The 24,046-nt window shown below is 44.6% G+C and carries 27 protein-coding genes; 6 read left to right on the top strand and 21 right to left on the bottom strand.

Annotated features, from left to right (window positions below):
• Positions 1-342: 342 nt before the first annotated feature.
• On the top strand, positions 343-801 hold the full coding sequence (locus ACFORF_RS04470; protein WP_380425887.1) for an NUDIX hydrolase: 459 nt from the start codon (positions 343-345) through the stop codon (positions 799-801).
• 165 nt (positions 802-966) lie between these two features.
• Positions 967-1,272 (top strand): DUF1827 family protein, encoded by a 306-nt coding sequence (locus ACFORF_RS04465; protein WP_380425885.1) that lies wholly within the window; start codon positions 967-969, stop codon positions 1,270-1,272.
• 93 nt (positions 1,273-1,365) lie between these two features.
• On the opposite strand, the gene ileS is transcribed toward ACFORF_RS04465, so the two are convergent.
• The 19 genes from ileS to metG form a co-directional block, all read right to left on the bottom strand.
• On the bottom strand, positions 1,366-4,158 hold the full coding sequence (ileS, locus tag ACFORF_RS04460; RefSeq protein ID WP_380425883.1) for an isoleucine--tRNA ligase: 2,793 nt from the start codon (positions 4,156-4,158) through the stop codon (positions 1,366-1,368).
• A gap of 303 nt (positions 4,159-4,461) precedes the next feature.
• Positions 4,462-5,190 carry a DivIVA domain-containing protein gene (locus tag ACFORF_RS04455; RefSeq protein WP_380425881.1) on the bottom strand — a complete coding sequence of 243 codons (729 nt, stop codon included), beginning with the start codon at positions 5,188-5,190 and terminating at the stop codon, positions 4,462-4,464.
• A gap of 70 nt (positions 5,191-5,260) precedes the next feature.
• Entirely contained in the window at positions 5,261-6,034 is a 774-nt protein-coding gene (locus ACFORF_RS04450; RefSeq protein ID WP_380425879.1) for a YlmH family RNA-binding protein, read from the bottom strand.
• A gap of 1 nt (position 6,035) precedes the next feature.
• On the bottom strand, positions 6,036-6,293 hold the full coding sequence (locus tag ACFORF_RS04445; protein WP_380425877.1) for a YggT family protein: 258 nt from the start codon (positions 6,291-6,293) through the stop codon (positions 6,036-6,038).
• 1 nt (position 6,294) lies between these two features.
• Positions 6,295-6,924, bottom strand: a complete 630-nt coding sequence (gene sepF, locus ACFORF_RS04440; protein ID WP_380425875.1) for a cell division protein SepF — start codon at positions 6,922-6,924, stop codon at positions 6,295-6,297.
• 11 nt (positions 6,925-6,935) lie between these two features.
• Positions 6,936-7,607, bottom strand: a complete 672-nt coding sequence (locus ACFORF_RS04435) for a YggS family pyridoxal phosphate-dependent enzyme (protein ID WP_380425874.1) — start codon at positions 7,605-7,607, stop codon at positions 6,936-6,938.
• 2 nt (positions 7,608-7,609) lie between these two features.
• A complete protein-coding gene (gene ftsZ, locus ACFORF_RS04430; protein ID WP_380425872.1) occupies positions 7,610-8,914 on the bottom strand; it encodes a cell division protein FtsZ in 1,305 nt (434 codons plus the stop codon).
• A gap of 24 nt (positions 8,915-8,938) precedes the next feature.
• Positions 8,939-10,309 carry a cell division protein FtsA gene (gene ftsA, locus ACFORF_RS04425; RefSeq protein ID WP_380425870.1) on the bottom strand — a complete coding sequence of 457 codons (1,371 nt, stop codon included), beginning with the start codon at positions 10,307-10,309 and terminating at the stop codon, positions 8,939-8,941.
• 166 nt (positions 10,310-10,475) lie between these two features.
• Positions 10,476-11,168 carry a 5'-methylthioadenosine/adenosylhomocysteine nucleosidase gene (locus ACFORF_RS04420; RefSeq protein WP_380425868.1) on the bottom strand — a complete coding sequence of 231 codons (693 nt, stop codon included), beginning with the start codon at positions 11,166-11,168 and terminating at the stop codon, positions 10,476-10,478.
• Positions 11,169-11,176: 8 nt separating this feature from the next.
• Positions 11,177-11,473, bottom strand: a complete 297-nt coding sequence (gene macP / locus ACFORF_RS04415; protein ID WP_380425866.1) for a cell wall synthase accessory phosphoprotein MacP — start codon at positions 11,471-11,473, stop codon at positions 11,177-11,179.
• A 24-nt stretch (positions 11,474-11,497) separates the two neighbouring features.
• The gene (locus tag ACFORF_RS04410) at positions 11,498-12,049 is read right to left on the bottom strand and encodes an NUDIX hydrolase (protein WP_380425864.1); all 552 of its coding nucleotides are present in this window, start codon (positions 12,047-12,049) and stop codon (positions 11,498-11,500) included.
• A 6-nt stretch (positions 12,050-12,055) separates the two neighbouring features.
• Entirely contained in the window at positions 12,056-13,435 is a 1,380-nt protein-coding gene (gene glmU, locus ACFORF_RS04405) for a bifunctional UDP-N-acetylglucosamine diphosphorylase/glucosamine-1-phosphate N-acetyltransferase GlmU (RefSeq protein ID WP_380425862.1), read from the bottom strand.
• Positions 13,436-13,525: 90 nt separating this feature from the next.
• Positions 13,526-14,491, bottom strand: coding sequence for a Gfo/Idh/MocA family protein (locus tag ACFORF_RS04400; protein ID WP_380425860.1), 966 nt, complete (start codon positions 14,489-14,491; stop codon positions 13,526-13,528).
• Positions 14,492-14,509: 18 nt separating this feature from the next.
• Complete coding sequence (locus tag ACFORF_RS04395) at positions 14,510-14,920, bottom strand: CPBP family intramembrane glutamic endopeptidase (protein ID WP_380425858.1); 411 nt, start codon at positions 14,918-14,920, stop codon at positions 14,510-14,512.
• Positions 14,921-14,944: 24 nt separating this feature from the next.
• Positions 14,945-15,229, bottom strand: a complete 285-nt coding sequence (locus tag ACFORF_RS04390; protein ID WP_380425856.1) for a hypothetical protein — start codon at positions 15,227-15,229, stop codon at positions 14,945-14,947.
• Between the two features lie 97 nt (positions 15,230-15,326).
• Entirely contained in the window at positions 15,327-15,575 is a 249-nt protein-coding gene (locus ACFORF_RS04385) for a DUF3977 family protein (RefSeq protein WP_380425854.1), read from the bottom strand.
• The gene (locus tag ACFORF_RS04380; protein WP_380425852.1) at positions 15,572-16,270 is read right to left on the bottom strand and encodes a 3-oxoacyl-ACP reductase; all 699 of its coding nucleotides are present in this window, start codon (positions 16,268-16,270) and stop codon (positions 15,572-15,574) included. The genes ACFORF_RS04385 and ACFORF_RS04380 overlap by 4 nt, the downstream gene beginning before the upstream one ends.
• Complete coding sequence (locus tag ACFORF_RS04375) at positions 16,263-16,499, bottom strand: DUF2829 domain-containing protein (RefSeq protein ID WP_380425850.1); 237 nt, start codon at positions 16,497-16,499, stop codon at positions 16,263-16,265. Before ACFORF_RS04375 ends, ACFORF_RS04380 begins: the two co-directional genes overlap by 8 nt.
• A gap of 120 nt (positions 16,500-16,619) precedes the next feature.
• Positions 16,620-18,614, bottom strand: coding sequence for a methionine--tRNA ligase (gene metG, locus ACFORF_RS04370; protein WP_380425848.1), 1,995 nt, complete (start codon positions 18,612-18,614; stop codon positions 16,620-16,622).
• A 397-nt stretch (positions 18,615-19,011) separates the two neighbouring features.
• Here metG and tehB point away from each other — a divergent pair, with 397 nt between their 5' ends.
• Complete coding sequence (tehB, locus tag ACFORF_RS04365; protein ID WP_380425846.1) at positions 19,012-19,881, top strand: SAM-dependent methyltransferase TehB; 870 nt, start codon at positions 19,012-19,014, stop codon at positions 19,879-19,881.
• 195 nt (positions 19,882-20,076) lie between these two features.
• The gene (locus tag ACFORF_RS04360; protein WP_380425844.1) at positions 20,077-20,904 is read left to right on the top strand and encodes an exodeoxyribonuclease III; all 828 of its coding nucleotides are present in this window, start codon (positions 20,077-20,079) and stop codon (positions 20,902-20,904) included.
• A gap of 224 nt (positions 20,905-21,128) precedes the next feature.
• Here ACFORF_RS04360 and ACFORF_RS04355 read toward each other — a convergent pair whose 3' ends face one another.
• The gene (locus ACFORF_RS04355) at positions 21,129-21,890 is read right to left on the bottom strand and encodes a lysophospholipid acyltransferase family protein (protein ID WP_380425842.1); all 762 of its coding nucleotides are present in this window, start codon (positions 21,888-21,890) and stop codon (positions 21,129-21,131) included.
• Between the two features lie 46 nt (positions 21,891-21,936).
• Here ACFORF_RS04355 and ACFORF_RS04350 point away from each other — a divergent pair, with 46 nt between their 5' ends.
• Positions 21,937-22,701, top strand: a complete 765-nt coding sequence (locus tag ACFORF_RS04350; RefSeq protein WP_380425840.1) for a tRNA1(Val) (adenine(37)-N6)-methyltransferase — start codon at positions 21,937-21,939, stop codon at positions 22,699-22,701.
• The gene (locus ACFORF_RS04345) at positions 22,682-22,969 is read left to right on the top strand and encodes a GIY-YIG nuclease family protein (RefSeq protein WP_380425838.1); all 288 of its coding nucleotides are present in this window, start codon (positions 22,682-22,684) and stop codon (positions 22,967-22,969) included. The genes ACFORF_RS04350 and ACFORF_RS04345 overlap by 20 nt, the downstream gene beginning before the upstream one ends.
• 22 nt (positions 22,970-22,991) lie before the next feature.
• Here ACFORF_RS04345 and ACFORF_RS04340 read toward each other — a convergent pair whose 3' ends face one another.
• Positions 22,992-23,903 carry a diacylglycerol/lipid kinase family protein gene (locus ACFORF_RS04340; RefSeq protein WP_380425836.1) on the bottom strand — a complete coding sequence of 304 codons (912 nt, stop codon included), beginning with the start codon at positions 23,901-23,903 and terminating at the stop codon, positions 22,992-22,994.
• Between the last annotated feature and the right edge of the window lie 143 nt (positions 23,904-24,046).

The raw sequence follows: 24,046 nt of genomic DNA, 5'->3' as shown, positions 1-24,046 counted from the left end.
CTCCCAGACCTTTTGAACTCCCACCCCCGCATGGCTTTGACAGTCTGGGGAGAGACTGTCAAAGGTGCGAGCCTAAAAATTCGAAAGCGAGCAACAGTCCACTAGACTGTTGGAGGTTGGAAATAAGGGAAACAAAGTTTCCCACCTTCGTTAGGCTTGGTTCGGAGCCTAAAACGCGAACGAAACAACCATTCAACCACTGCGTTAAAATGTTCAAACGAACTCTAGATAGCGAGGTTGGACATTATGCCCAGCCTCTTTTTAGTATAATCATAGTATTTCTCTTGACAGAATCTTCAAACTTTTCTATCATAAGCATAAGAAAGTATAAAAGGTAGCCCTATGAATATTCCTAGCTTCGGTCTAAAAAAAGATGGTGTAGACTATGTCAATCGTTATGGTGTCTATGCTGTTATTCCAAATGCTGAAAAAACTGAACTTATTCTCGTTCAAGCTCCCAATGGTGCTTGGTTTCTCCCAGGAGGGGAAATCGAAGACGGCGAGGAACATCAAGCAGCTCTGGAACGAGAACTCATTGAAGAATTAGGCTTTACAGCTACCCTTGGACAATATTATGGACAGGCAGATGAGTACTTCTACTCTAGCCACCGTGATACCTATTTTCACAATCCAGCCTATATCTACGAAGTTCTCTCATATGAAGAAATTGGACAACCCCTCGAAGATTTTAATCATTTGGCCTGGTTTCCTATTGAGGAAGCAAAAGCAAAGCTCAAACGCGGGAGCCATCAGTGGGGCGTTGAAATGTGGCAAAAAAATTATGCTAAAGACCTATTTTAAAATTACCGTGAACCATCAGAAAGTGGTATAATGAAGTAAGTAACACTCTTCCAAAATCAAAATAAACCCTTGTTTAGAAATTTTTCTTAACTCTAGTTATGCTATTGTCATCCTGCTTCAGCAAATTTGATTTTTGATTGAGTATAAGGCACAAGGAGAAAGATTATGCGACTGATTAATGTTACCGGTAGCCACCGTGAGCTTGTTACCAACCAATTAAAATCAACTGATGCTACCCTCGTTGAGGTCTATTCTGCTGGAAATACTGATGTTGTCTTTACCAGTGCTCCTCGTCATCACGAAATTTTAATTACAAATAAATACCGTGCTTTACAGGATAAGGAAATTGACACTATCCGTGATTTCTTTCTAAGACGAAAAATCAACATAAAAGAAACAAAACATGACCTCATTCAGACCATTACCACACCTAATCTGATTGAAATCTCTATTCCACGACATATCCAATAAACAAAGACAGATGAAGGCTGATTCAGCTTCATCTGTTTTTGTTTACTAAAGTAATAAAATCAAGGAAATCTTAATTTCCTTGATCTTATTTACCTATTTTACTTCAAAACCTTCGGCTACTGCTTCTGGGTATTGGTCTTCAACGATGGCCGCACAGTGGTCACAGATAGTGACACCGTAACTGCGTTCAACAACCGTCTCATCAATGCGACGGCAACGTTCACAAACCTGACCTTCTGCATGAGCTACTGTAAAGGCCACATCCTCAAAGGCAACAGCATCAGCTGGAGCTTGTTCATCTGTCACGGTTAATTGTGACACGATGAGAAGTTGCGCCACGTCTGTTCCCAAACCTTCCAAAAGGATACGAACGGGCTCAGAAGTGTAAACTGTCAAGTGAGCTTCCAAAGACTTCCCGATAACTTTAGCGTTGCGGGCTTCTTCCAAAGCTTTTTGAGCTTGACCACGGAAGGTCATGAAGGCTTCCCATTCTTCCAAAATCGCTTCTTGGCCTGGGAAAGTCAATGCTTCAGGCATGTCTGTTAATTGAACAAAGTCAGCTTCTTCATGCTCGAGGTAAGACCAAATTTCCTCTGACGTATGAGGAAGGATTGGAGTCAAGAGCTTGGTAATCTTAACCAAGATGTCATAGAAGACAGTCTGCATCTGACGACGGGCTCTGCTATTGCCAGCCTCAATATAAACTACATCCTTGGCGAAATCAAGATAGAAGGCAGACAGGTCAACGGTAATGAAATTAACCACAGCCTTGTAGATTGCCATGAAGTCGTAGTTATCGTAGGCAACAAGAATCTGAGCCACCAACTTGTTAAACTTGATAGTCATGTAACGGTCGACAGAGCGAAGTTCTTCAAAGGCAAGAGCATCTGTTTCAGGGTTAAAGTCGCTAGTATTGGCAATCAAGAAACGCAGCGTGTTGCGGATTTTCCGGTAGGTTTCAGAGACTTGCCCTAGGATGTCCATGGATACACGCACGTCGTTATCACTGTCGACTGAAGCTACCCAAAGACGAAGAATCTCAGCTCCATATTGTTTAGCAACGTCGTTTGGCGAGATGATATTGCCCTTAGACTTGGACATCTTTTCGCCCTTACCATCCAAGACAAAACCTTGGGAAAGGACTGACTTGTATGGGGCATGACCGTTAACTGCTACGGAAGTAATCAAGGATGAGTTAAACCAACCACGGTACTGGTCTGATCCTTCCAGGTACATATCCGCTGGGTAAGACAGGTTCTCACGGGCATTCATGACCCCATTCCAAGAAGAACCTGAGTCGAACCAAACGTCCATGATGTCCGTTTCCTTGGTGAATTCCCCATTTGGTGAACCTGGATGGGTAAAGCCAGCAGGCAAGAGGTCCTTAGCATCAGATTTCCACCATATGATAGAGCCGTGCTCTTCAAAGAGACTAGCCACATGGTCCGTCACTTCCTTAGTCATGATTGGCGTACCATCTTCTGCGTAGAAGATTGGGAGTGGCACACCCCAGGCCCGCTGACGGGAAATCACCCAGTCACCACGGTCACGGATCATGTTATAGAGACGAGTATGACCCCAGCTTGGATAGAAGGTAGTCTTGTCAATGTTATCCAAGATTTCTTGACGGAACTTGTCCACTGAGGCAAACCATTGTGGAACCGCACGCCAGATGATTGGTTTCTTGGTCCGCCAGTCAAATGGGTAAGAGTGGGTGATCACTTCTTTAGCGAGGAGCAAGTCACCCAGTTTTTCTACCACTGTTGGCACAACCTTGTCATAGAACTGCCCTTTAAAATCTCGACCAGCCAATTCGTTCATCAAACCACGCTCGTCAACGGTCACATAGACTTCCAAGCCATACTTAACTCCAACGAAGTAGTCGTCCTCACCAAAGGATGGTGCCGTGTGGACCACACCCGTACCAGAGTCCGTCGTGACGTGGTCACCAAGGATAACCAGTTCTTCTACTTCCTCATCCCATGGGTGCTCTGTGACGATGTATTCCAGTTCTGCACCCTTGTGTTTAGCGACCACTTCAAAGGATTCCCAGCCAAATTTAGGCGCCAGGCTATCAATGAGCGCTTCTGCCACCACGTACTTGCGGTCGCTACCAGCAGGACGAACCACTACATAGTCCAGATCAGCACCGACAGTCAAACCACGAGAAGCCGTAATGGTAAATGGCGTTGTTGTCCAAACGACGATAGTTGTATCTGTGTCCAAGACACCTTTACCGTCTTTGACCTTGTTGGCATAGTAAAGGGAGGTCGAGTCGATGTCATGATATTCAATTTCTGCTTCTGCAAGGGCCGACTCAGATGACCAAGACCAGTAGACTGGCTTAGCCCCACGATAGATGTAGCCCTTGTCTGCCATAACTCCAAAGACACGAATTTGCGCGGCTTCAAAGTCAGGTGTCAAGGTGATATAAGGATTTTCCCAGTCACCAGATACACCTAGACGTTTGAAGTCCTCGCGTTGCTTGTCCACTTGAGACAAGGCATAGTCACGACACATCTCCAGATAAGTGACCAAGTCCAATTCTTTACGTTTCACACCTTGTTTGGCAAGGACTTGCTCAATAGGCAGACCGTGCGTATCCCAACCAGGCACATAGGGTGCGTCGTAACCCATCATGGACTTAGAACGCACGATAATGTCTTTTGAAATCTTATTGAGGGCATGTCCAACGTGAATGTTCCCATTAGCATAGGGAGGGCCATCATGCAGGTGAAAGCTTGGTTTGCCGGCATTCAATTCTTGACGGCGTTGGTAGATATTCGCTTCTTCCCAGGCTTTTTGCCATTCTGGCTCCTTATTTGGAAGACCTGCACGCATTGGAAAGGCCGTTTGGCCTAAATTCAAGGTTTCTTTGAGTTTCATTTCTTCTCTTTTCTTTCTTTAAGTTTAATCCATGTTTAAAGTGGTGTGGCAAAATAAAATAACCCCCGTCAGCAAAGGACGAGAGTTCGTGGTACCACCTTAGTTCAGGAAAAATAATAGCACAAATACAATTTTGCTAGTATTTTTCCCCTCTGTAGTCATTAAGGGAACCACCCCTGTTGACTTACTCATTTGTTCAGTCAACTTCAATGTAAAAGGATAAAGCACCAATCAGGGAGTGTAGGCCTTCCACCGTCACCTACTCGCTAAAACTATACTTGGTCTTTTTGTTTTTACTATCTATTATTGATTATCAGTTTGGTTCTCTGCTTCAATGATCAGCTGTTCTGATTGAACAGTTTCCAACTCAGCATTTGCTTCTGCCATTCGACGGTAAAGTTCTTCCATCTCTTCAGGAGTAAATTGACGAGTTGCATCTAATGAAGATGAATCATTGGTCTCTGGAACATGTTCTTCCAGTACTTTTTCAACGACTTCTTTGAAAGCAGCATCCGAATTTTGTAGGTAAACAGCTGTCGGTTGTAAAAGTTCTGTCCACTCTGGTGAGTTCACAAGCTTACTTTGGCTTTCCATTACAGCAACAAGGCGTTGATGGAAGAGGCGACTTTGACGCTTCAAATCTTCTGTTTCAACTGCTACTTGTTTCGCATTATCAGTGGCATCCCGTAAAATTTGATTTGCTTTTGCCTTAGCTTCTTCAATCAAATGGTTAGCATCATAGTTTGCCTTATTGACAATATTGGTAGATTCATCTTGAGCCGAATTTTTAACCTTCTCAGCTGTTTCTTGAGCTAAAATAACTGACTGAGTCAAAGACTCTTTCATATTATCGTAGTAAGCAAGACGATCTTCCAAATCCTTGATGCGACTATCTTGTTGCTTATTCAAGCGAACAAGATTTTCATAGTCATTAACAACGATGTCTATGAATTCATTGACTTCTTCAACATCATAACCACGGAATTTTTTGTTAAATGTCTTATCTTTAATTTCTAAAGCAGTTAATGCCATAATTTCTCCTCTGTATCATTGTTTTTCCCAAAACAACTTCCTTTTGCAACTCACTTATTAGGCCTTATCTCTAAAAAACAATCAACTTATGCTTTCCTTGCTTTGAAAGGCCCTTATCATCTTCTAAACTAAATCTGCCGTAACCCCTAACACTAACCAAATCACCTATCCTCAACATTTCAGATGGTCGACTAACAAGTGCATAATTAACCTTCACTTTTTCTGCTTCAATTAATCGCAGAGCTTGTGAACGCTGTATCTTAAAAACAGTCGATACAATTTTATCCAGTCTCATACTAGAGACTAAAATATCCTGTTCCTTGCCACTTTTTTCAATAGGAAAGGCCTGATCCCAGGAAAGTACTTTAAAATTGACTGATGCTCTAGCAATTTTACCAATACTCGTAAAATGACTTTGTAACTGTCTATCAACAAAAATTTGGGCAAGACCTTCTCGCGTCCGAATATCTCCAAAAACTGTACGTTTAATCCCCAGGTGATTAATCAAAGTTCCCATAATTTGAGCATGGGTCAGCTGGTTAAATTTAGAATTGTATGAGATTTCCAATAACTCTATCTCAAAATCAGTCAAATCTAATTGATAATAGTCTGGTGCAAGAATAATACGTGCGTACTCGCTAGAAACATAATCACTACTAATATAGACACTCAAGCCAGAATGTCTAATAACACTTCGAGCAATTTGAATCTGACGAGGATTAAAAAACTCAGTAAGTACGATACTATAAGTATCTTCGACTCTTCTTATCATATCTTGCAAACGCTCAATGAAAAGAGTTTCTTCTGGCCTAAAATGTTGGTTTAAATCATTACTTGACTTCATATCAGAAGAAAATTATGAAAAGCATTTTTTGCAACATATTCAGGATAAAAATTGCAAGAACAACTGAAAAATCAAGTCCTGCAAACGACAACCCTAGTCGACGTAAAGGCTCTAAAAATGGTTCTGATAAATTGGACAATAAACGTCCAAAAGAACTTTGTCGAGCACCTGGAAACCAGGACATAAGTGCATAAACAACCAATACCAAATAATAGGCATAAATGAGTTTCGATACGATTGAATAAATTAATACAGCCATATTAACGTCTCTTCATGTCGTAATCATAGCTCAAATCAGGCGTATGAGTTGGAATTGAAAGTTCTTCAATATCAACGACAACATTTTTAGGTGTCAAAAGATACATAGATGAACCAACTTTTTGAAGGTTACCAAAGAGAACCTTACTTGCTCCATCGATGAAATCTAAGCAGCGTCGTGCCTGAGCATCAAGCATGTATTGAAAATCAATTAAAACACATTCATTAACAATGAGTAAATCAACAATCGTCTCAGCATCTTCATATTTACGAGGATATTTGAGAGCAATGCGTGCTTGAGGTGTCTCAATAGTTTCACCTGCGTTTTGATTAGGATCACTTACTGAGCGAAGATGTTGCTGCTCCTCCATGCGTTGACGGGCTTGTTTTTCCCTTTGTGAAGGAGGAATGCGGGGCACATTAGTTGATGTTGGATAAGGACGTACAGGAGGTTGCACAGTTTTTTGCGCTCGTTCCTGACTCACTTGTGGTTTGACTGGTCGTTGGGCTGGAGCTTCTTGTACAGGAGCAACAGTCTCTTCAATTTCCTCAGCTTCCACTACTGATTCTTCTTCGACAACGTCAGTATCAAAGTAAGAAATAAAATTTGTAAATTTATCTTTTAATGCCATATTCTTTTCCTTTAATCAAAGAATGCTGAGCCTATTCGAACAAAAGTTGAACCATGTGCGATAGCGATTGGAAAATCACCACTCATTCCCATGCTCAACTCAGTAAAAGGCATATGCTGTCTTCCTTGATTGGCAAGTTTTTCTCTTAATCTATTTGCTTCGGCAAAGAGTTCATGTAATTCTTGGTCTGTAGCTGACAATGGTGCCATTGTCATCAAGCCAACAATTTCCACCTTATCGAGCTCCGCAATTTCTTCCAAAGCTGCTTCGATTTCTTCAATAGCAAAGCCATGCTTAGTAACTTCTTGAGAAATATTGACCTGCAAGAAACACTTAATTGTTTTTTCTGCACGCTTTTGAATTTCTCTGGCTAGCTTCACTGAATCTAAGGCGTGGAAATAGTCTACAAAATTGATAACATCCTTGACCTTACGACTTTGAAGACTTCCAATAAGATGCCAAGTAACTCCTTCGTCTTTTAGAAAATTATATTTTTCCAAAAACTTATCGACTCTATTTTCACCAATATGTTGAACACCTGCTGAGACAAGCTCTTTGGCAATTTGAGGTTCTACATATTTTGTAACAGCGATAATTTGGACACTGCTTGACGGTCGACCAGAATTTTGAATAGCCTGATCAACCTCTTCAAAAACTCGTTTTTTGTTATCTTTAAGACTCATCATTAACGGTTCTTGAAGAATGGAGGTGTCTCTAATTCATCATCACCTTCATTAGTTGTAGAGAATGTTGTCATACTGAGACGACTATCTAATTCTCCTTCAGTTGGACGTGTAATATTTTCGCGACGTAAGTCCCAGTTACCAAAGGCAGAGTCTTGAGAAGCAGTATGTTCTACAAAGCGACTTTGAGTTTGTGATGGCATCTCAGGGCGTTCTTGCATATCAAAATCATAGCCAGAACGATTGGCTTGAGTTGTATGTTCATTAGCGTACTGAGCTCCTGCTTGTGATGCCACACCGTTTGTAGAGGCGAATGAACGACCATGGCCGAAGGCAACTTGATCCGCACGATCCTTACGAACTCCTGTCGCCACAACTGTTACACGAATTTCGTCACGCATCGTATCATCAATTGAGGTACCGAGCCAAATATTAACACCCTTACCAGCTGCTTGACTAACGATTTCTGAAGCTTCTTCTGCTTCCGTAAGAGTCATATCAAGACCACCGGTTACGTTAACGATAACATCTTCAGCTCCATCGATTGTTGTTTCAAGGAGTGGTGAGTAGATAGCCTTACGTGCCGCTTCAACGATACGCTCTTCACCTGTACCAATACCGATACCCATAAGAGCGTTACCCTTGTTAGCCATAACCGTCTTAACGTCAGCGAAGTCAAGGTTGATAAGACCTGGTGCTGTGATTAAGTCTGTAATCCCTTGAACACCTTGGCGAAGAACATTGTCTGCTTCACTGAGGGCTTCAAGAAGTGGTGTTTTCTTATCAACAATTTCAAGCAAGTTGTTGTTTGAAATAATAAGGAGAGTGTCTACTTGTTCGCGTAATTCTGCAATACCTTCAATTGCAAAGTTGCTACGTTTGTTCCCTTCAAAACCGAATGGACGAGTAACGATGGCAACTGTCAAGGCACCGATACTTTTCGCGATGCGGGCAATAACTGGCGCAGCACCTGTACCAGAGCCACCGCCCATACCAGCAGTGATGAAGACCATGTCAGCTCCAGTCAAAGCTTCCGTTAAAGTTTCTTCGCTTTCTTCAGCAGCCTTACGACCAACTTCAGGTTGACCTCCGGCACCGAGTCCACGTGTCAATTTAGGGCCCAACTGAATGACTGTTTCAGCCTTAGAAGAGCTTAATGCTTGGATATCTGTGTTAGCTGCGATAAATTCAACACCAGCTACACCTTCATCAATCATTCGGTTAATAGCGTTTCCGCCACCACCGCCGACACCGATGACCTTGATTACTGCTCCTTGTACTGACGCTGCGTCAAATGAAAATACCATGTTAATTCCTCACTTTATATACTTTTAGTCAAATAAACCACCGACAAAATTACGAACACGATCTGAAATTTTGGGCTTGTCCTCTTTTGGTGTTGCCGGAGTCGCCTGTGTAGTAGGCTCGATGTTTGGTAATGGCGTAACTGGGGAAGTCTGTGTTGATTCAGTTGATTGATAAGAAGGTTGAGTATAACGTGTTTGGCCTACATCAATAGGTTTACGTCTTAACAACTCTTCTCCTGCAATCGCTCGTTGAGATATAGCATCAACTTCTGACTGGGTTCCTGCATACTCAACGATGCTAATCACATTAGCAAACATTGGATTGCGAATACCAACTTGATTTGGCACATACAATTTAACATTAACTCCCAAAATTTCTTGAGCTAATTCAACAACACCTGGAATGATTGCACCACCACCAACCATAATGACACCGCCTGGTAATTCAAGCACGCGACTACGGTTCAAGTCTTGTTTTACACGATCTAAAATATGGCTAATACGAGCTGAAATAACTTCTGCCAAGAAGCGTTCAGTCACATCAACAGGTTGGCTTTCTCCAACAACTTCAACTTGAACGGTCTCTGTTAAACTTGCTTCAGAAACATTCGCATTTCCGAAGTTAAACTTGAGAGCTTCAGCAGAAGGAATGGATGTCTTAAGGACTTTTGAAATGTCTTTAGTGACATAATCTCCACCCTCGGCGTAGATATTTGTATACTGTAACTCTTGATTACTCATGACAGCAACAGTTGTTTGCCCACCACCGAAATCAATGACTGTAGCACCAAATTCACGCTCGCCTTCATTTAACACAGAACGCGTTAAAGCTAATGGTGAGATAATGATGTTTTCCAACTTAATTCCAGCTTTTTCAACGGTTTTACGAAGATTATGAAGGATAGTCGTCGGACCAGTGTATAAAACACCTCTCATTTCCAAGCGAATCCCCATCATGCCGCGAGGATCACGAATACCATGGAAACCATCTACGATAAACTCTTCTGGGACTAGGGTAATCACTTCACGTTCAGGCGTGATGCTCTTCGTCAAAGCTGACCGCACAACGCTCTCTACATCCTCATCCTTGATTTCCTTAGAGTCACTTGGAACAGGAATCATCCCTTGTGTCGGCTCAACTTTTAGAAGATTAGCAGGCAGGCCAACATTAACCTTTTCAATCGTAATACCAGCTTTTTCTTCCGCTTGTTCAATGGCAACTCGAATAGCTTTGGCCGCGGCGTCGATATCAATGATAATTCCGTCTTTCACCCCTGCACTCTTCACGTTGCTAACACCGATTACGTTCATTTCGCCATTGATAAATTCAGCAACGAGAATTTTTATCGTACTTGTTCCAATATCTAAACCTGTAAAAAAGCCATCTCTAGCCATCCAGTAGACCTCTCAATCATTTCTATACTTAAAAACTGCCCAAAACAGCATTATTTCAAATTATAACACAAAAACACGCAAAAAGTTAGATTTTTGCGTGCTTTTTTCAAGTTTTTTCTTACAGTTTTGTTACAAAATCTGAGTTTTAGTTATTTTTTATGAGTTCTTATAATTTGGTCAAGAAAGTGATCAAAAGTTGAGCTGACTTTGCCCCAGCCTCAATAATAAATTCATCAAATGTGACATTCGCATCATGGGCGGCTGTATCACTCATGGCACGTATCACAATGAAGGGCTTACCAACAGAGTATGCCGCTTGAGCAACGGAAGCTCCCTCCATCTCAACCGCCAATACATCTGGAAAATGCCCCTTGATAGCATCAGTTTTTTCTTTGCCTGCAATAAAGCTATCACTGCTCGTGATGAGCCCAATACGACTATTAAGATGAGCCTCCTCCAGAACGTTCTGGAAGGTCTTCACAAATCGGCTATCAGACTCATAATAGAGGGGTTGCCCTGCCATTTGTCCAAAAACATAACGGTCAAAGGCAGTCAAATCAACATCATGGTAGGCCAATCGATCTGCAACAACAATATCTCCAACCTGTAAATCAGGATGAAGGGCTCCTGCTGAACCTGTATTGATAAGAGCCTCAACATCAAAATGGTCAACCAAAACCGCTACACTCATAGCCGACATGACCTTACCAACACCCGACTGTACGAGGACAACTTCATGGAGTCCCAACTGACCAGTGTGATAGGTGTGGCCTAGAACCTCCTCCGTCTGCGGGTTTTCTAATTCTTCAACTAAGATCTTCAGCTCCTGCTCCATAGCAGCAATAATTCCTATTTTCATTAATTCTCCTATAAATTAAAGGCAGCGTAAACAAGGATAGCGACGAGGATTAGTAAGATAATCAAAATCTTATTGAGTTTGGATTGAAATTGGCCACGACGAGCGTTCTCAATCCGACGACTTTTGACTGTACGGTTATCTTCAGCTAGGTCAATCGTATCCTCAAGATAGGGGGTCGACTCTTGTTTGATTGGAATAACCTTGGTTTCCTGAGAATCCCAATCTTCATAAGGATAATCGGTATGAATATCCTCTCCACGCGCCGCTTTTTCAAGTATTTCATCGGATAACAAGGGCTTTCCCATTGTCACTCCTCCTGTTTAAGTGTATTAGTTTTTGTTTAAATGCAAGCCAAAATATTGCAGAGCAATAATGGTCTTAGCATCCTGGCACTGGCCAGTTTTGACCAAGTCCAGACATTCTTCATAGGTCAATTCAAAAATCTCAAGGACCTCGTCATCATCTTGTGGACGTGGATTTGGAACCTTGACCAAGTCTGTCGCCAGATAGAGTTTGATTTTTTCGTTACAAAATCCAATGGCGGTATAAAATTCGTGTATCTCAGAAATTGAACCTGTATAGCCTGTCTCTTCTTCCAATTCACGCAGAGCAGCATCACGCTCAGAGCCACTTTCTCCGATCTCAAGCTTTCCTGCTGGAATTTCATAGCTGATTTGTTCGATGGCCTTGCGGTATTGCTTAACAATAATAATTTTCCCCTCTGGAGTAACGGCAAGAACCGCTACTGCTCCCTTGTGGAAAATCAACTCTCGCTTAGCATGACCGAGAGCATTGGGCAGTTCAACATCGTCAACAACTACGTCAAAAATGTGGCCCTTAAAAATTTCTTGACGGTTGATTGTTTTTTCTTCAAATTCCATAGTGTCCTACTTATTCTTTGGATGATATGGGAAACGAGTCGCATAGCCTTCCTTGTTTTCCTGACGACCACGCGCAATAGCGATGGCATCTGTTGGGACATCCTGAGTTAAGGTTGAACCAGCTGCCAAGACTGCATTGTCTCCAATTGTCAATGGTGCTACGATAGTTGAGTTTGAACCCACAAAGACATCGTTACCAATCGTTGTGGTAAATTTATTTTGACCATCGTAGTTGGCCAGGATGGTTCCAGCTCCAAAGTTAACAGCTTCACCAACCTCAGCATTGCCGAGATAGGTCAGATGCCCAGCTTTTGTACCTTTTCCAATAGTTGAGGATTTGACTTCGACGAAGTTTCCAATATGAACCTGTTCAGCCAGGCTTGATCCTGGACGAATGTGGGCATAGGGACCGACAGTCACGCCTGCAGCAATCGTTGCGTCCTCGATATCTGAATTACTGATCACTACATCTTCTGCAATCGTAGAATTAACCACACGTGTCCCATTGGTCAAGACCGTGCGTTCGCCAATTGTCGTTTGACCTTTGAGGACAACATTAGCCTCGAGGACAGCTTCAGCTCCAATTTCTACATCGATATCAATGTAGGTCGCTTCAGGGTTGACAAAGGAAACACCATTTACCATATGTTTCTCATTGATACGACGACGCATAACAGCCTCTGCAGTCGCTAGAGCAACACGGTCATTTACCCCAAGGCTCTCGTCATAATCTTTGAGAATGTAGGCCCCAACCTTCTCACCAGCTTCCCTGAAAATTCCAATAACATCCGTCAAGTAGTACTCCCCTTGGGCATTATTAGTATTGATGTTTTTCAGAGCTTCGAAAAGACGTTTGTTATCAAAAACATAAGTTCCTGTGTTAATTTCTTTAATCTGCTGTTCAAAATCAGAAGCGTCCTTTTGCTCAACAATCTTAGTCACTTCGTTGTGTTTGTTGCGAACCACACGACCATAACCGAATGGATTAACAGCCTCTGCTGTTAAAATTGTCGCCACATTTTTATGGGAAATGTGGAACTGGATGAGGTTAGCCAGACTCTCTCCTGTAATGAGAGGTGTATCTCCAGCGATGACCAAGGTATGACCTTGGAGGTCTCCAAGAACAGGCTCTGCCATCATTACAGCATGACCAGTTCCGAGTTGCTCTGATTGGAGGACAAAGTCTGATTGCCCTTCAAGCACTTCCTGAACCAGCTCTGCCTTGTGGCCAATAACCGTCACATTTTTAACAGGTTCAATAGCAGAAACACTGCGAAAAACATGCTCCAACATCGTGATTCCTGCAACCTTATGCAGAACCTTAGGCAGGTCAGACTTCATGCGGGTTCCCTTACCCGCAGCGAGGATAATAGCGTAATTACTCATTTTTTCTCAATTCTGTTTGTCATTTTTCCTTTAATAAAAGGCAATAGCAGAGCTATTACCCTTGGATTATATCATATTTTGATGGAATTGTTAATTTAAAGACGAAACGGCCTCATCCAGCACTGCCATGACCGCTAGACTATGCTCCAGTTGCGCTTGCGCTGCCACATGGTTATCCGTCCGGATCATCTCCTCAAAAGCAACAAACTCAGCCTGCATGCGGTGGTGAGGGGTGTTGGCATCCAGAGTCTGAGGCTCTTTCCCATTTAGAGCAAGGGTCACAGACGGCATGCTGTTGGTCGGACCATTGACCACTAGAGAGCCCTTGTTTCCTTGGATAGTTGAGGTAATAGCTGCTCCGCAATCTTTGGCACCGATACAAACTGCTTTAAACTCGCCATAGTCCATGGTCAGGATACCTGACGTGTCCACGCCACGCTCCATGTTGGGCAGATAAGACACACGCTTTGGTCGCCCAAAGAGACCGACTACCAAGTGGATGTTGTAGATATTGAGGTCACGAAGGGCACCACCACCCTGAGCAGGGTCAAAGGCAGGTGCAATCTCTCCCCGTTTAAAGGCATCGTAGCGGGACGAATACTGGGAATAATTGCAAGAGACAATCTTGACCTCGCCAAGGTCAGACAGATGGTCACGTAGATAGGCAAAATTGCCCAGGTACTGGTTGGTGATGGCCTCTAGCAAGAAAAGGTTTTGCTGCTCTGCTATGGCTACCAAATCCTCCAAGTCAGATAGTCGCAGGGTAAAGGGCTTCTCGCAGATAACGTGCTTACCAGCCAGAAGAGCCTTGCGAGCATAGTCATAGTGAAGGTGGTTAGGCACAGCCACATAGACTGTGTCCACGTCAGGATTTGCTAAGACCTCGTCATAGTCAGACATCGCTGTCCCTATGCCATACTGGTCAGCCAGCTCCTGAGCAGTTCCTAGACTGCGCGGTGTTGATAGGATAGCCGAGAGTTCAATTCCCTCAATCGTTGATAAGACAGGTAGAAGTTCCTTGACAATCATGCCTGTACCGAGTAATCCTAATTTCATAACATCTCCTCTTCGTTTTTATGATTTAGCGATTTTTGCCACTCGTCGTGCCATGATGATGGTCATCACGATACGAAGGACTACCTGAGCAATCAGGAGTCCCATAATAAGTGGGATTGAAGCCGCTGCTTTGTTAAAAACAATGTAATCCCATAACCCATGGTCCACTGCGCACCAAGTGATTTTTTGCATCAACAGATAAAGATGTGCATAGTAAAAACCAAGAATCGTCGTCGTGACAACTTGAACCATCACCGCCTTAACATCACTACCTGCAAAAATATTGAGGGCATGGAAAACGCCAAATACTAGTGCAGATAAAATAATGACTTTACGGATAGGAAACTTTTTCAGAAAGTAAGGTAAAATCACCCGTCTAAAGAGAAACTCCTCGCCAAAACCAACCAACAGAGTGCCGACCAGAGGCAAAATGAACGCTAGACTAATTTGAAATTACCCCAACCAGACCAGTAACAAGGTCAAAGCTAAAGGAACAAAGCCAATGACAAAATAATGACGCTGGGGAATAATTTCACTTGGTAAGCTAAATTTTTCGCCGTATTCCCAGACATACCAACTCATCATGGCGACTAATACCAGCAAGAACGGAATTTCAGCAATAACAAATTGGCTGTCTTGATAGGAAATTCCTCTGAACTGGAAGTTATAGATGAAACTCAGCACCATCACAGCAACATAGGCTGAGGTCAGTGCATATACACTTTTCTTTTCAGACATACGTGTCTCCTTTTTGTTTTGTTTTTCTCATACTAATCTAGCAAAAACAATTTAAAAAGTCTACCCATCAAAAAGTCTGATAAGGATTCTTTAAGGTTTACTGAGAGGATTTGGAGCGTATGCCTAAGATAAATTTCAGAGCTTTGCGCGACTTTTTGCCGCATTTTATCCCATCTTCGCTATCCCAAATAAAGACACAGTAGCCGACCCAAAGACGAAGGTAAATAGACTGAGGTGCTATGGGTCTGACCCAGCCTTTTACCTCGTACTCTGTACCATCGCTTGTCTCAAACTCTGTCCTCATGAACCAACGGTTGCCAAAGCCAATCTCGAAGTATTTGGTCATTTCAACCCCCAACCACCGTCAATGCGTACAATCTCTCCCTGCATGGATTGGGCTTTGCCAGAGGCGAGAAAGAGGGTCAGCTCTGCGATTTCCAGAGGCTGGGTATAGCGTCCGATAGGAGTTTCTTCTGCCACCCAGTCCGCTAAACCGCCTGGTTCAAAATCAGCTTGGGTCATGGCCGTTTGAACCGCACCAGGTGCAATCCCAAAAACCTGAACCCCATCGCGGGCATAGTCTAGGGCTAATTGCTTGGTAAAACCTGCTAGGGCATGCTTGCTAGCTGTATAGGCAGAACCTCCGCCACCGGCTAAAAAGCTAGCAATTGAGCACATGGTGATGATAATACCAGACTTTCGCTCGACCATCTGGGGCAGGTAGAGGCGAACCAATTTGGTCACACTAAAAAAGTTGGTCGCAAAAATTTGCTCTATTTCTTCTTCTGTCGTCTCCAAGTGCTTCTTATAGTCGTCGAGAACGCCTGCTGTCAGACAGAGCACATCAATTTCAGGCGCAAAGTCAAGCACCTGAGATAAGTTCCCTGTCAGGTCCGCCTGCAAGAACTGAAAATTGCCTGCCAAATCTGGTCGCTCTGATTTGTCGATGCCGTAGACTGCGCAGCCATTTTCCAAAAAAGCCCGAGCTTGTGCTAGCCCAATTCCTGAGGAAACGCCAGTGATGAGGACCCGTCTAGTCATGGACTTCTACCCAGTCAGTCGCCAGCACGTCACAAGGCGTTGGACTCCACATGGAGTAGCCCTCACCGTCACCCGTCACGTTAATCAGGAAATATGGTGTGGCCTCCAGTTTTTGTCCGTTGATCTCGATGGTATCAAAGAGCTGGACGAAGTTCTCAGCCCCACCCCATCCCGTGCGGACATACTTTTTCTTGGCCTTGAGGCCTGGCAAAATCTCTTCAAATGTCATGGTTTGCTCCTTTTACTGCTTTTACTACTTTTACTGAGTTTCACAGTACTCTCTAGTTTTCTTGTTCCCATTATACCAAAATTCCTCCCAAGATAGCTTGAGAGGAATGAATTTGTTTGTTTAGCCGATAATTGCACCATTCGGTACGCTTGGGTCCACGGTCAAGACGGTGAGGTTGCCGTCGTGTTCGGCTGACAAAATCATGCCTTGGCTGACGTATTTCTTCATCATCTTGCGGGGTTTGAGGTTGGCGACGATTTGGAGTTTTTTGCCGACCAATTCTTGTTCGTTTGGATAGAACTTGGCAATGCCTGAGAGGATTTGGCGGTGCTCGTCGTCACCGGCATCCAGTCGGAAGCAAAGCAATTTGTCAGAACCTTCGACCTTGGATACTTCGATGACTTCAGCCACACGGATTTCCACTGCGTCAAAGTCCTCAAACTTGACGTCTGCCTTGCTGTTTTTGAGGCTGACTTCATCAGGGTTCCACTCTTTTTCAACAACAGGTTTGCCAGCGGACATTTGTTCCTTGATGTAGGCAATCTCTTCTTCCATGTCCAAACGTGGGAAGATTGGTGTCCCTTTTTCAACAACCGTCACACCTTCTGGGAAGGCACCAAAGGCCAGGTTTTCCGTAGAAACTACATCGCCAAGCCCCAGTTGTTGGGTGATTTGGTTGGCGGTATTCATCATGAATGGTGCAATCATATGCGCCACCACGCGCAGGCTTTCTGCCAAGTGAACCATGACCGCAGCCAACTCGCTTTCTTGCGCTTCGTCTTTTGCCAAGACCCATGGAGCCGTCTCGTCGATGTACTTGTTGGTCCGGGCAATCAGGCTCCAGACTGCTTCAAGGGCACGTGGGTAGTCCACCAATTCCATGTAGGTATGGTAGTCAGCGATGGCCTTATCAGCAACTGCTTGCAGGTCTGCATCAAAGCTGGTTGAGCTTGCGATAGCTGTTGGCACCTTCCCTGCAAAATACTTGTTCATCATGGCAACGGTCCGGTTGAGGAGGTTGCCCAGGTCGTTGGCCAGCTCGTAGTTGATACGGCCGACATAGTCTTCAGGGGTAAAGGTTCCGTCAGAACCGACCGGAAGGCTGCGCATGAGGTAATAGCGGAGCGGATCCAAACCGTAGCGTTCTACCAACATTTCTGGGTAGACCACATTGCCCTTGGATTTGGACATCTTGCCGTCCTGCATCACGTACCAGCCGTGAGCTACCAATCGTTTTGGCAATGGCAAATCCAGCGCCATGAGGAAAATTGGCCAGTAGATGGAGTGGAAACGCAGGATATCTTTCCCGACCATGTGGATGTCCGCTGGCCAGAACTTGTCCAGGCGGTTTTCCAGGTTATTTTCCAGACCTAAGGCGGTCATATAGTTAAAGAGGGCGTCCAGCCATACGTAGACCACGTGTTTTGGATTTTGCGGCACTGGGATTCCCCAAGTGAAGCTAGTCCGTGACACGGCCAAATCTTCCAAGCCTGGCTCGATGAAGTTATTGATCATCTCGTTCATGCGACTGTTTGGCGTGATGAAATCAGGATTTTCCTTGTAAAAGGCCAAGAGTCTATCCGCGTATTTGCCCATGCGGAAGAAATAAGACTCCTCAGACACCCACTCCACTTCGTGACCAGATGGAGCTACCCCACCTGTGACCTTACCAGTCTCGTCGCGGAAGACCTCTGTCAATTGGCTCTCAGTGAAAAATTCTTCATCTGAGACAGAGTACCAGCCTGAGTATTCACCCAGGTAAATGTCGTCCTGCGCTAGCAATTTTTCAAAAATCCGCTGAACGGCTTTTTCGTGCTCAGGATTGGTCGTACGATAAAAAACATCATGGGAAATATCCAGCAAGTCCCAGAGTTTCTCAACGCCTTCTGCCATGCCATCGACGTACGCTTGCGGTGTCAGGCCAGCTTCTGCTGCCTTAGCTTCAATCTTTTGTCCGTGCTCATCGAGACCTGTCAAATAGTAGACATCATAGCCCAAGAGACGCTTATAGCGGGCTTGCACGTCACAGGCGATGGTCGTGTAGGCAGACCCGATATGGAGCTTCCCAGATGGGTAGTAAATCGGGGTAGTAATGTAAAAATTCTTTTCAGTCATGGGTTTTCCTTTCCGCGCGAATGAAACGCGTTTGTAGTAACAGTTTATTATAGCATAAAATTAGTATGAATTTGAGGCATTTGCGCTAGTGGTCCAAAAAATAGCAACAAATTTAAACTATATCCTGAAAATTCTGATTTTCTGGCCCAAAATCTGCCTATTTCTGCTATAATTAAGGCAATCAAAATCACAATGGCCAAGGCTACATAGGCTGACTCTGCTAAGTTTCCTACCTAGCACTGGCCACGGATACTCAGCAAAACTCATCTGTCAAAGCTGGTTAACGTAGCCATTAGAGAAGTTGGCAAGACCTCCTCATACCGATTGATGAAATTCTGCAAGAGTATGAGCGTTCTGATTTTACCAAGCACCCTATCAAAGAATTGGAGGATTTGCCATGTCACACGACGATTTAATCTGCTACAAGAGTATGCCCCGTTGGACGGTGGACACTATGCCTGAGGCCATCCGCAACCAGCACAATACAAAGGTTGGCACCTGGGCCAAAATTACCATTTTTTCAGGTCAGCTCCAGTTTGATCAGCTTGATGAGGCTGGCAATGTCCTTGGTCAACTCATCTTTGACAGCGAAACAGAGACGCCTTTTGTCGAACCTCAAGCCTGGCACAAGGTAACCCCGCTGACGGATGATTTGGAGATGCAGCTGAACTTTTACTGCACCCTTGAGGACTACATCAGCAAGAAATACGACATCAGCCGCACCCACTCCGAGGTCATTTTCGCCAAGGATTTCCTCGAGCCAGCCAGCAAGGTCTTGGATCTAGGCTCAGGTTCAGGCAGAAATTCTCTCTACCTAACCATGCTTGGCCATGAAGTGACTTCTGTTGATGCCAACGGCCAAGCCCTGGTCAACTTGGAGAATATGGCCCAGGCTGAAAATCTGCCCTCTGACGTTCACTGGTACGATATCAACGAGGCTACCATTGAGGAGGACTACGACTTCATCCTGTCCACCGTTGTCTTCATGTTCCTCAACCGAGACGACATTCCTGCTATTATCCACAACATGCAGACCCATACCAAGCCAGGTGGCTATAACCTTATCGTCTGTGCTATGGATACCCCTGACTACCCTTGTCAGATGCCCTTCCGCTTTACCTTTACTGAGGGAGAATTGCAGAGCTACTATGAAGGCTGGGAATTCTTACGTTATAACGAAGATGTCGGTGAACTCCACAAACGTGACGAAAACGGCAACCGAATCAAACTCCGTTTTGCAACCATGCTAGCGAAGAAACCAGACTAATACTCATAAAAAATCAGAACTAAACATCGTTAGGTTTTCTTGCTTAACTCCAGTTTTGCTTCCATTAACCGGCCTATTCTCTTTTGATTTTGAGTGAGTAGAGGGCCAGCTCTGCTATGGTCCAGTACACTCTAGTCGTTCTGACTAGAGTTTTTTGGTATAATGAGAGGCAAGTAAACTAGAAAAGGACACCCTATGAAACTCATTTCTTGGAACATCGATTCCCTCAACGCTGCCCTGACTTCTGACAGCCCACGCGCCCTTCTCTCACGCGCAGTCGTGGATACTTTGGTCGCTGAGAATGCTGACATCATCGCCATTCAGGAAACCAAACTCTCCGACAAGGGCCCAACAAAAAAACACATGGAAATCCTGGAAAGCTACTTCCCAGACCATGCCATTGTTTGGCGCTCGTCTTGCGAACCAGCTCGCAAAGGCTACGCTGGAACCATGTTCCTCTACCGCAAAGAACTATCTCCTATCGTGACCTACCCTGAAATCGGCTCACCAACCACCATGGACAGCGAAGGTCGGATCATCACGCTTGAATTTGACGGCTACTTCGTCACGCAAGTCTACACCCCAAACGCTGGGGATGGTCTCCGCCGCTTGGCTGACCGTCAGATTTGGGACGAAAAATACGCAGACTATCTGGCTAGCCTTGACGCTCAAAAACCTGTCCTTGCGACCGGTGACTACAACGTTGCCCACAAGGAAATCGACCTGGCCAACCCAGCCAGCAACCGTCAGTCCCCAGGCTTCACCGACGAAGAACGGGCTGGCTTTACCAACCTCCTTGGCAAAGGCTTCACCGATACCTTCCGCCACCTGCACGGTGGTGTAGAGGGTGCCTACACTTGGTGGGCTCAGCGCAGCCGCACCAGCAAAATCAACAACACTGGCTGGAGAATTGACTACTGGTTGACCAGCGACCGCGTTGCTGACAAAGTTACCCGCTCTGCCATGATCGACTCCGGCGCCCGCCAAGACCACGTACCGATTGTGCTTGAGATTAAATTGTAAAACACGACCACTATACCTGCCAAATCGTTAGTTTTTATGTCTAACTGCGATACAGGTTAAAGGTAGGTTTAGTGGTTTAGTATGATAATGTGAAGAACCTGAAAATCACATAACAAAAAGACCGTACAAAATTATGAACGGTCTTTTATAATATCTTTTCAATTTGAAAATCGAGAAAGAAAATCAATTGTCTTTCTCTGTAACCGATGCCAGGAACCTTACCTTTACTTGGTCTCAGTTTTCTCCCATGAACGGTGCTTGTCAGGGTCCCACACAAAAGAAGCAACCAGGCTAAAGAGCAGAACCAAGATAATCCAGATGAGAGCGAGCAGTATAGCTGGAATCCGCAAAATATAGGTCAAAGGATTGCCCATTTTCCCATTGTTGTAGGTCTTGTTTTCCTCATCGATACGGTCGAATTCCATCTGAATGCGACGAGCAACCTCGGCCACCCCTTCATCATTCATTCGCTTGATATCTGAAATATCAATAGGATTACCAAAGTTCATGTCTACACGTTCACCCTTGAGAAGTCCTGACAAGGTCATGGGACCTGAATAGGCACAAGGCATGATTTTAACCTTGGCCATCTTAGCGATAACGGCAACACCGCCCTTGACATCCTGAGAATGCCGGCTACCACTTGGAAACATGAGAAGGGAGCGATTGCTTTTCTTGAGGGCATTGACAGGATACCGGATGACCTCTTGGCTTGGATTTTCACGGTCCACAGGAAAGGCGCCGCACATACGAATCCACCACGATAAAATTCGATTTTTGAAGAGTTCCTTTTTAGCCATGACGACAAATTGCTTAGGCCGAGCCGCAAAAGCCATGTAGACAGGGTCCCACCAGGTCCGATGGGGCGATACTAGAATATAGTTTTCATCCTTGTCTAAGATTTTATCCCTATTATGGTAGTGGGCATTGCCATTGACAATCCACAAGAGAAAAACCACCAGGGTCCGTAAATGAGCATAAAACACGTCTCTTCTTCACTCCTTCAAATCAGTAATGTGGTATAATTGTACCATGAATTCACAGATTTTAAAAGACGGAGAGCGTATTGACCAGCTCTTCTCGACCGACGTTCAAATTATCCAGAACCGCGATGTCTTTAGCTACTCCATCGATAGTGTCTTGCTGTCTCGGTTTCCAAAATTGCCGAGCAGGGGACTGATTGTGGACCTCTGCAGCGGGAACGGTGCGGTAGGCTTGTTTGCGTCAACACAGACCCAGGCAAAGATTGTCGAGGTTGAACTTCAGGAGAGACTGGCAGATATGGCAGAGCGCTCCATCCAACTCAACCAGTTATCCGACCAGGTCAGCATGGTCAATGACGACCTCAAGAACCTGCTCTGCCATGTTCCACGGTCCGGAGTTGACCTCATCCTCTGCAATCCTCCCTACTTCAAGGCTGACGAGACATCCAAGAAAAATCTCAACGAGCATTACCTCTTGGCACGCCATGAAATCACGACTAATTTGGAGGAGATTTGCCAGGTTAGCCAGCATGCCCTCAAGAGCAACGGCCGCCTAGCCCTGGTTCACAGACCTGACCGCTTTCTGGATATTTTAGATACCCTCAGACAGTATAAACTGGCGCCCAAGCGCATCCAGTTTGTCTATCCCAAAGCCAACAAAGAAGCCAATATGCTTCTCATCGAAGCCATCAAGGACGGCTCAACGGACGGCCTTAAAATCCTCCCTCCCCTCATCGTCCATCAAGATAGTGGCGACTACACAGACGAAATTTTTGAGATTTACTTTGGAAAAAATGCAAGAAAAAGACCCTAAAAAGGGCTACATGTATGTCCTCGAATGTGCGGATAAAACCCTCTACACAGGCTACACAACTGATGTTGACAAGCGGGTCAAAACCCATAACGCCGGCAAGGGAGCAAAGTACACCAAGGCCAGACTCCCAGTCCGCCTCCTCTATGCCGAAGAACACGACACCAAACAGGCTGCCATGTCTGCCGAATACCACTTCAAAAAGAAGACCCGCCCTGCCAAACTGGCCTACATCACTGAACACAGCGAGACTTATCAAACAAAAAAGTAGAAGACCAACCGCTTCTACTTTTTTATCTATTTTGATCATTTGGGACCATGACCTTAATGGCCTGGGGAATCATCTCCAAGACAATCGGGAGCTGATCACTCTTATCCCCGTCGATCCGGGTTCTAGCCTTACGCCAAGTTCGCTTGTACTGGCGTATGGTCATCTTGCCTGTCCGGAAATGGGTGATTCCTTCTAGATACCCAAACTCTCCTCGTAATATTCTTGGCAGCGACAGCAACATTTTCCAAAAAGAAAAATCCGAGAGCAAATAAACGCTCATCAGCCCATCATTGAGGCCAGCCTTGGGATCAAATTGATCCATACCTCCAACCGAGTTGGTCAAGGTAATCAGTAAAATCTTGGTCTTATGACGTAGGGTTTGACCATCATGGGTTAGTTCAAGATAGTAATTACGGTTGCGCGTCAAGATTTTGACCGCATTTTTTAGATAGGCAAGAGGTCCCCATTTGCGTTTTTCATCGGCTGTTACATTTGCAGCAATATCCGCTAAAATCCCCAGGGTTAAGCTGGAGATGGCGTAGCTCTGATTGACTCGACAGAGCTCGACAGGCCTAGCTACTCCTTCCCTCAAAACAGAAATAGCGTCCTTACCTTGGGGCAATTTAAGAGACTTGGCAAAGTTATTGACGGTTCCAGAGGGTAAAATCCCCAGAGTTGAGTGAGCGCCACCCTCGTAAATACCACCAGCAATCTTATTGATGGTTCCATCACCACCCATAGTGACAACCAGATCGACATGATTTTCTGAGGCCTGCTTTGCCATGGCGACCGCTTCTTCTATAGACGAAGGTTCCTCGATAGCAATATCTTCTGCTAAATAGCCGTGTGCCAACAAGTCAGTCTTGAGCTGGTCAATCAACTGCTCCTTGTCACCTGAGCCAGAATTTGAATTGTAAAGGACAAGTACTTTCATATCAGTTCCTCCTCTCCTAGCCTTATTATAACAAAAACTTATGAAAACAGCTGACATTTTACAGAGAGCAAGCCAATCAGTACTCCAAACTCATATCTAGAAATTTAGAAATGCCGAAAGCCTATCGATTTGATTCAGATACA

Origin of the sequence: Streptococcus caprae (assembly GCF_042649745.1) — a bacterium.
Classification (GTDB): Bacteria; Bacillota; Bacilli; order Lactobacillales; family Streptococcaceae; genus Streptococcus; species Streptococcus caprae.
The sequence above is the reverse complement of the archived record's forward strand: the minus strand, read 5'-3'. Positions and strand labels throughout refer to the sequence as shown.

What these genes read in the sequence shown, in the direction of transcription:
- ACFORF_RS04470 (WP_380425887.1), top strand. Translation starts at nt 343, where the DNA reads ATGAATATTCCTAGCTTCGGTCTAAAAAAAGATGGTGTAGACTATGTC.
- ACFORF_RS04465 (WP_380425885.1), top strand. Translation starts at nt 967, where the DNA reads ATGCGACTGATTAATGTTACCGGTAGCCACCGTGAGCTTGTTACCAAC.
- ileS (WP_380425883.1), bottom strand. Translation starts at nt 4,158, where the DNA reads ATGAAACTCAAAGAAACCTTGAATTTAGGCCAAACGGCCTTTCCAATG.
- ACFORF_RS04455 (WP_380425881.1), bottom strand. Translation starts at nt 5,190, where the DNA reads ATGGCATTAACTGCTTTAGAAATTAAAGATAAGACATTTAACAAAAAA.
- ACFORF_RS04450 (WP_380425879.1), bottom strand. Translation starts at nt 6,034, where the DNA reads ATGAAGTCAAGTAATGATTTAAACCAACATTTTAGGCCAGAAGAAACT.
- ACFORF_RS04445 (WP_380425877.1), bottom strand. Translation starts at nt 6,293, where the DNA reads ATGGCTGTATTAATTTATTCAATCGTATCGAAACTCATTTATGCCTAT.
- sepF (WP_380425875.1), bottom strand. Translation starts at nt 6,924, where the DNA reads ATGGCATTAAAAGATAAATTTACAAATTTTATTTCTTACTTTGATACT.
- ACFORF_RS04435 (WP_380425874.1), bottom strand. Translation starts at nt 7,607, where the DNA reads ATGAGTCTTAAAGATAACAAAAAACGAGTTTTTGAAGAGGTTGATCAG.
- ftsZ (WP_380425872.1), bottom strand. Translation starts at nt 8,914, where the DNA reads ATGGTATTTTCATTTGACGCAGCGTCAGTACAAGGAGCAGTAATCAAG.
- ftsA (WP_380425870.1), bottom strand. Translation starts at nt 10,309, where the DNA reads ATGGCTAGAGATGGCTTTTTTACAGGTTTAGATATTGGAACAAGTACG.
- ACFORF_RS04420 (WP_380425868.1), bottom strand. Translation starts at nt 11,168, where the DNA reads ATGAAAATAGGAATTATTGCTGCTATGGAGCAGGAGCTGAAGATCTTA.
- macP (WP_380425866.1), bottom strand. Translation starts at nt 11,473, where the DNA reads ATGGGAAAGCCCTTGTTATCCGATGAAATACTTGAAAAAGCGGCGCGT.
- ACFORF_RS04410 (WP_380425864.1), bottom strand. Translation starts at nt 12,049, where the DNA reads ATGGAATTTGAAGAAAAAACAATCAACCGTCAAGAAATTTTTAAGGGC.
- glmU (WP_380425862.1), bottom strand. Translation starts at nt 13,435, where the DNA reads ATGAGTAATTACGCTATTATCCTCGCTGCGGGTAAGGGAACCCGCATG.
- ACFORF_RS04400 (WP_380425860.1), bottom strand. Translation starts at nt 14,491, where the DNA reads ATGAAATTAGGATTACTCGGTACAGGCATGATTGTCAAGGAACTTCTA.
- ACFORF_RS04390 (WP_380425856.1), bottom strand. Translation starts at nt 15,229, where the DNA reads ATGTCTGAAAAGAAAAGTGTATATGCACTGACCTCAGCCTATGTTGCT.
- ACFORF_RS04385 (WP_380425854.1), bottom strand. Translation starts at nt 15,575, where the DNA reads ATGACCAAATACTTCGAGATTGGCTTTGGCAACCGTTGGTTCATGAGG.
- ACFORF_RS04380 (WP_380425852.1), bottom strand. Translation starts at nt 16,270, where the DNA reads ATGACTAGACGGGTCCTCATCACTGGCGTTTCCTCAGGAATTGGGCTA.
- ACFORF_RS04375 (WP_380425850.1), bottom strand. Translation starts at nt 16,499, where the DNA reads ATGACATTTGAAGAGATTTTGCCAGGCCTCAAGGCCAAGAAAAAGTAT.
- metG (WP_380425848.1), bottom strand. Translation starts at nt 18,614, where the DNA reads ATGACTGAAAAGAATTTTTACATTACTACCCCGATTTACTACCCATCT.
- tehB (WP_380425846.1), top strand. Translation starts at nt 19,012, where the DNA reads ATGTCACACGACGATTTAATCTGCTACAAGAGTATGCCCCGTTGGACG.
- ACFORF_RS04360 (WP_380425844.1), top strand. Translation starts at nt 20,077, where the DNA reads ATGAAACTCATTTCTTGGAACATCGATTCCCTCAACGCTGCCCTGACT.
- ACFORF_RS04350 (WP_380425840.1), top strand. Translation starts at nt 21,937, where the DNA reads ATGAATTCACAGATTTTAAAAGACGGAGAGCGTATTGACCAGCTCTTC.
- ACFORF_RS04345 (WP_380425838.1), top strand. Translation starts at nt 22,682, where the DNA reads ATGCAAGAAAAAGACCCTAAAAAGGGCTACATGTATGTCCTCGAATGT.
- ACFORF_RS04340 (WP_380425836.1), bottom strand. Translation starts at nt 23,903, where the DNA reads ATGAAAGTACTTGTCCTTTACAATTCAAATTCTGGCTCAGGTGACAAG.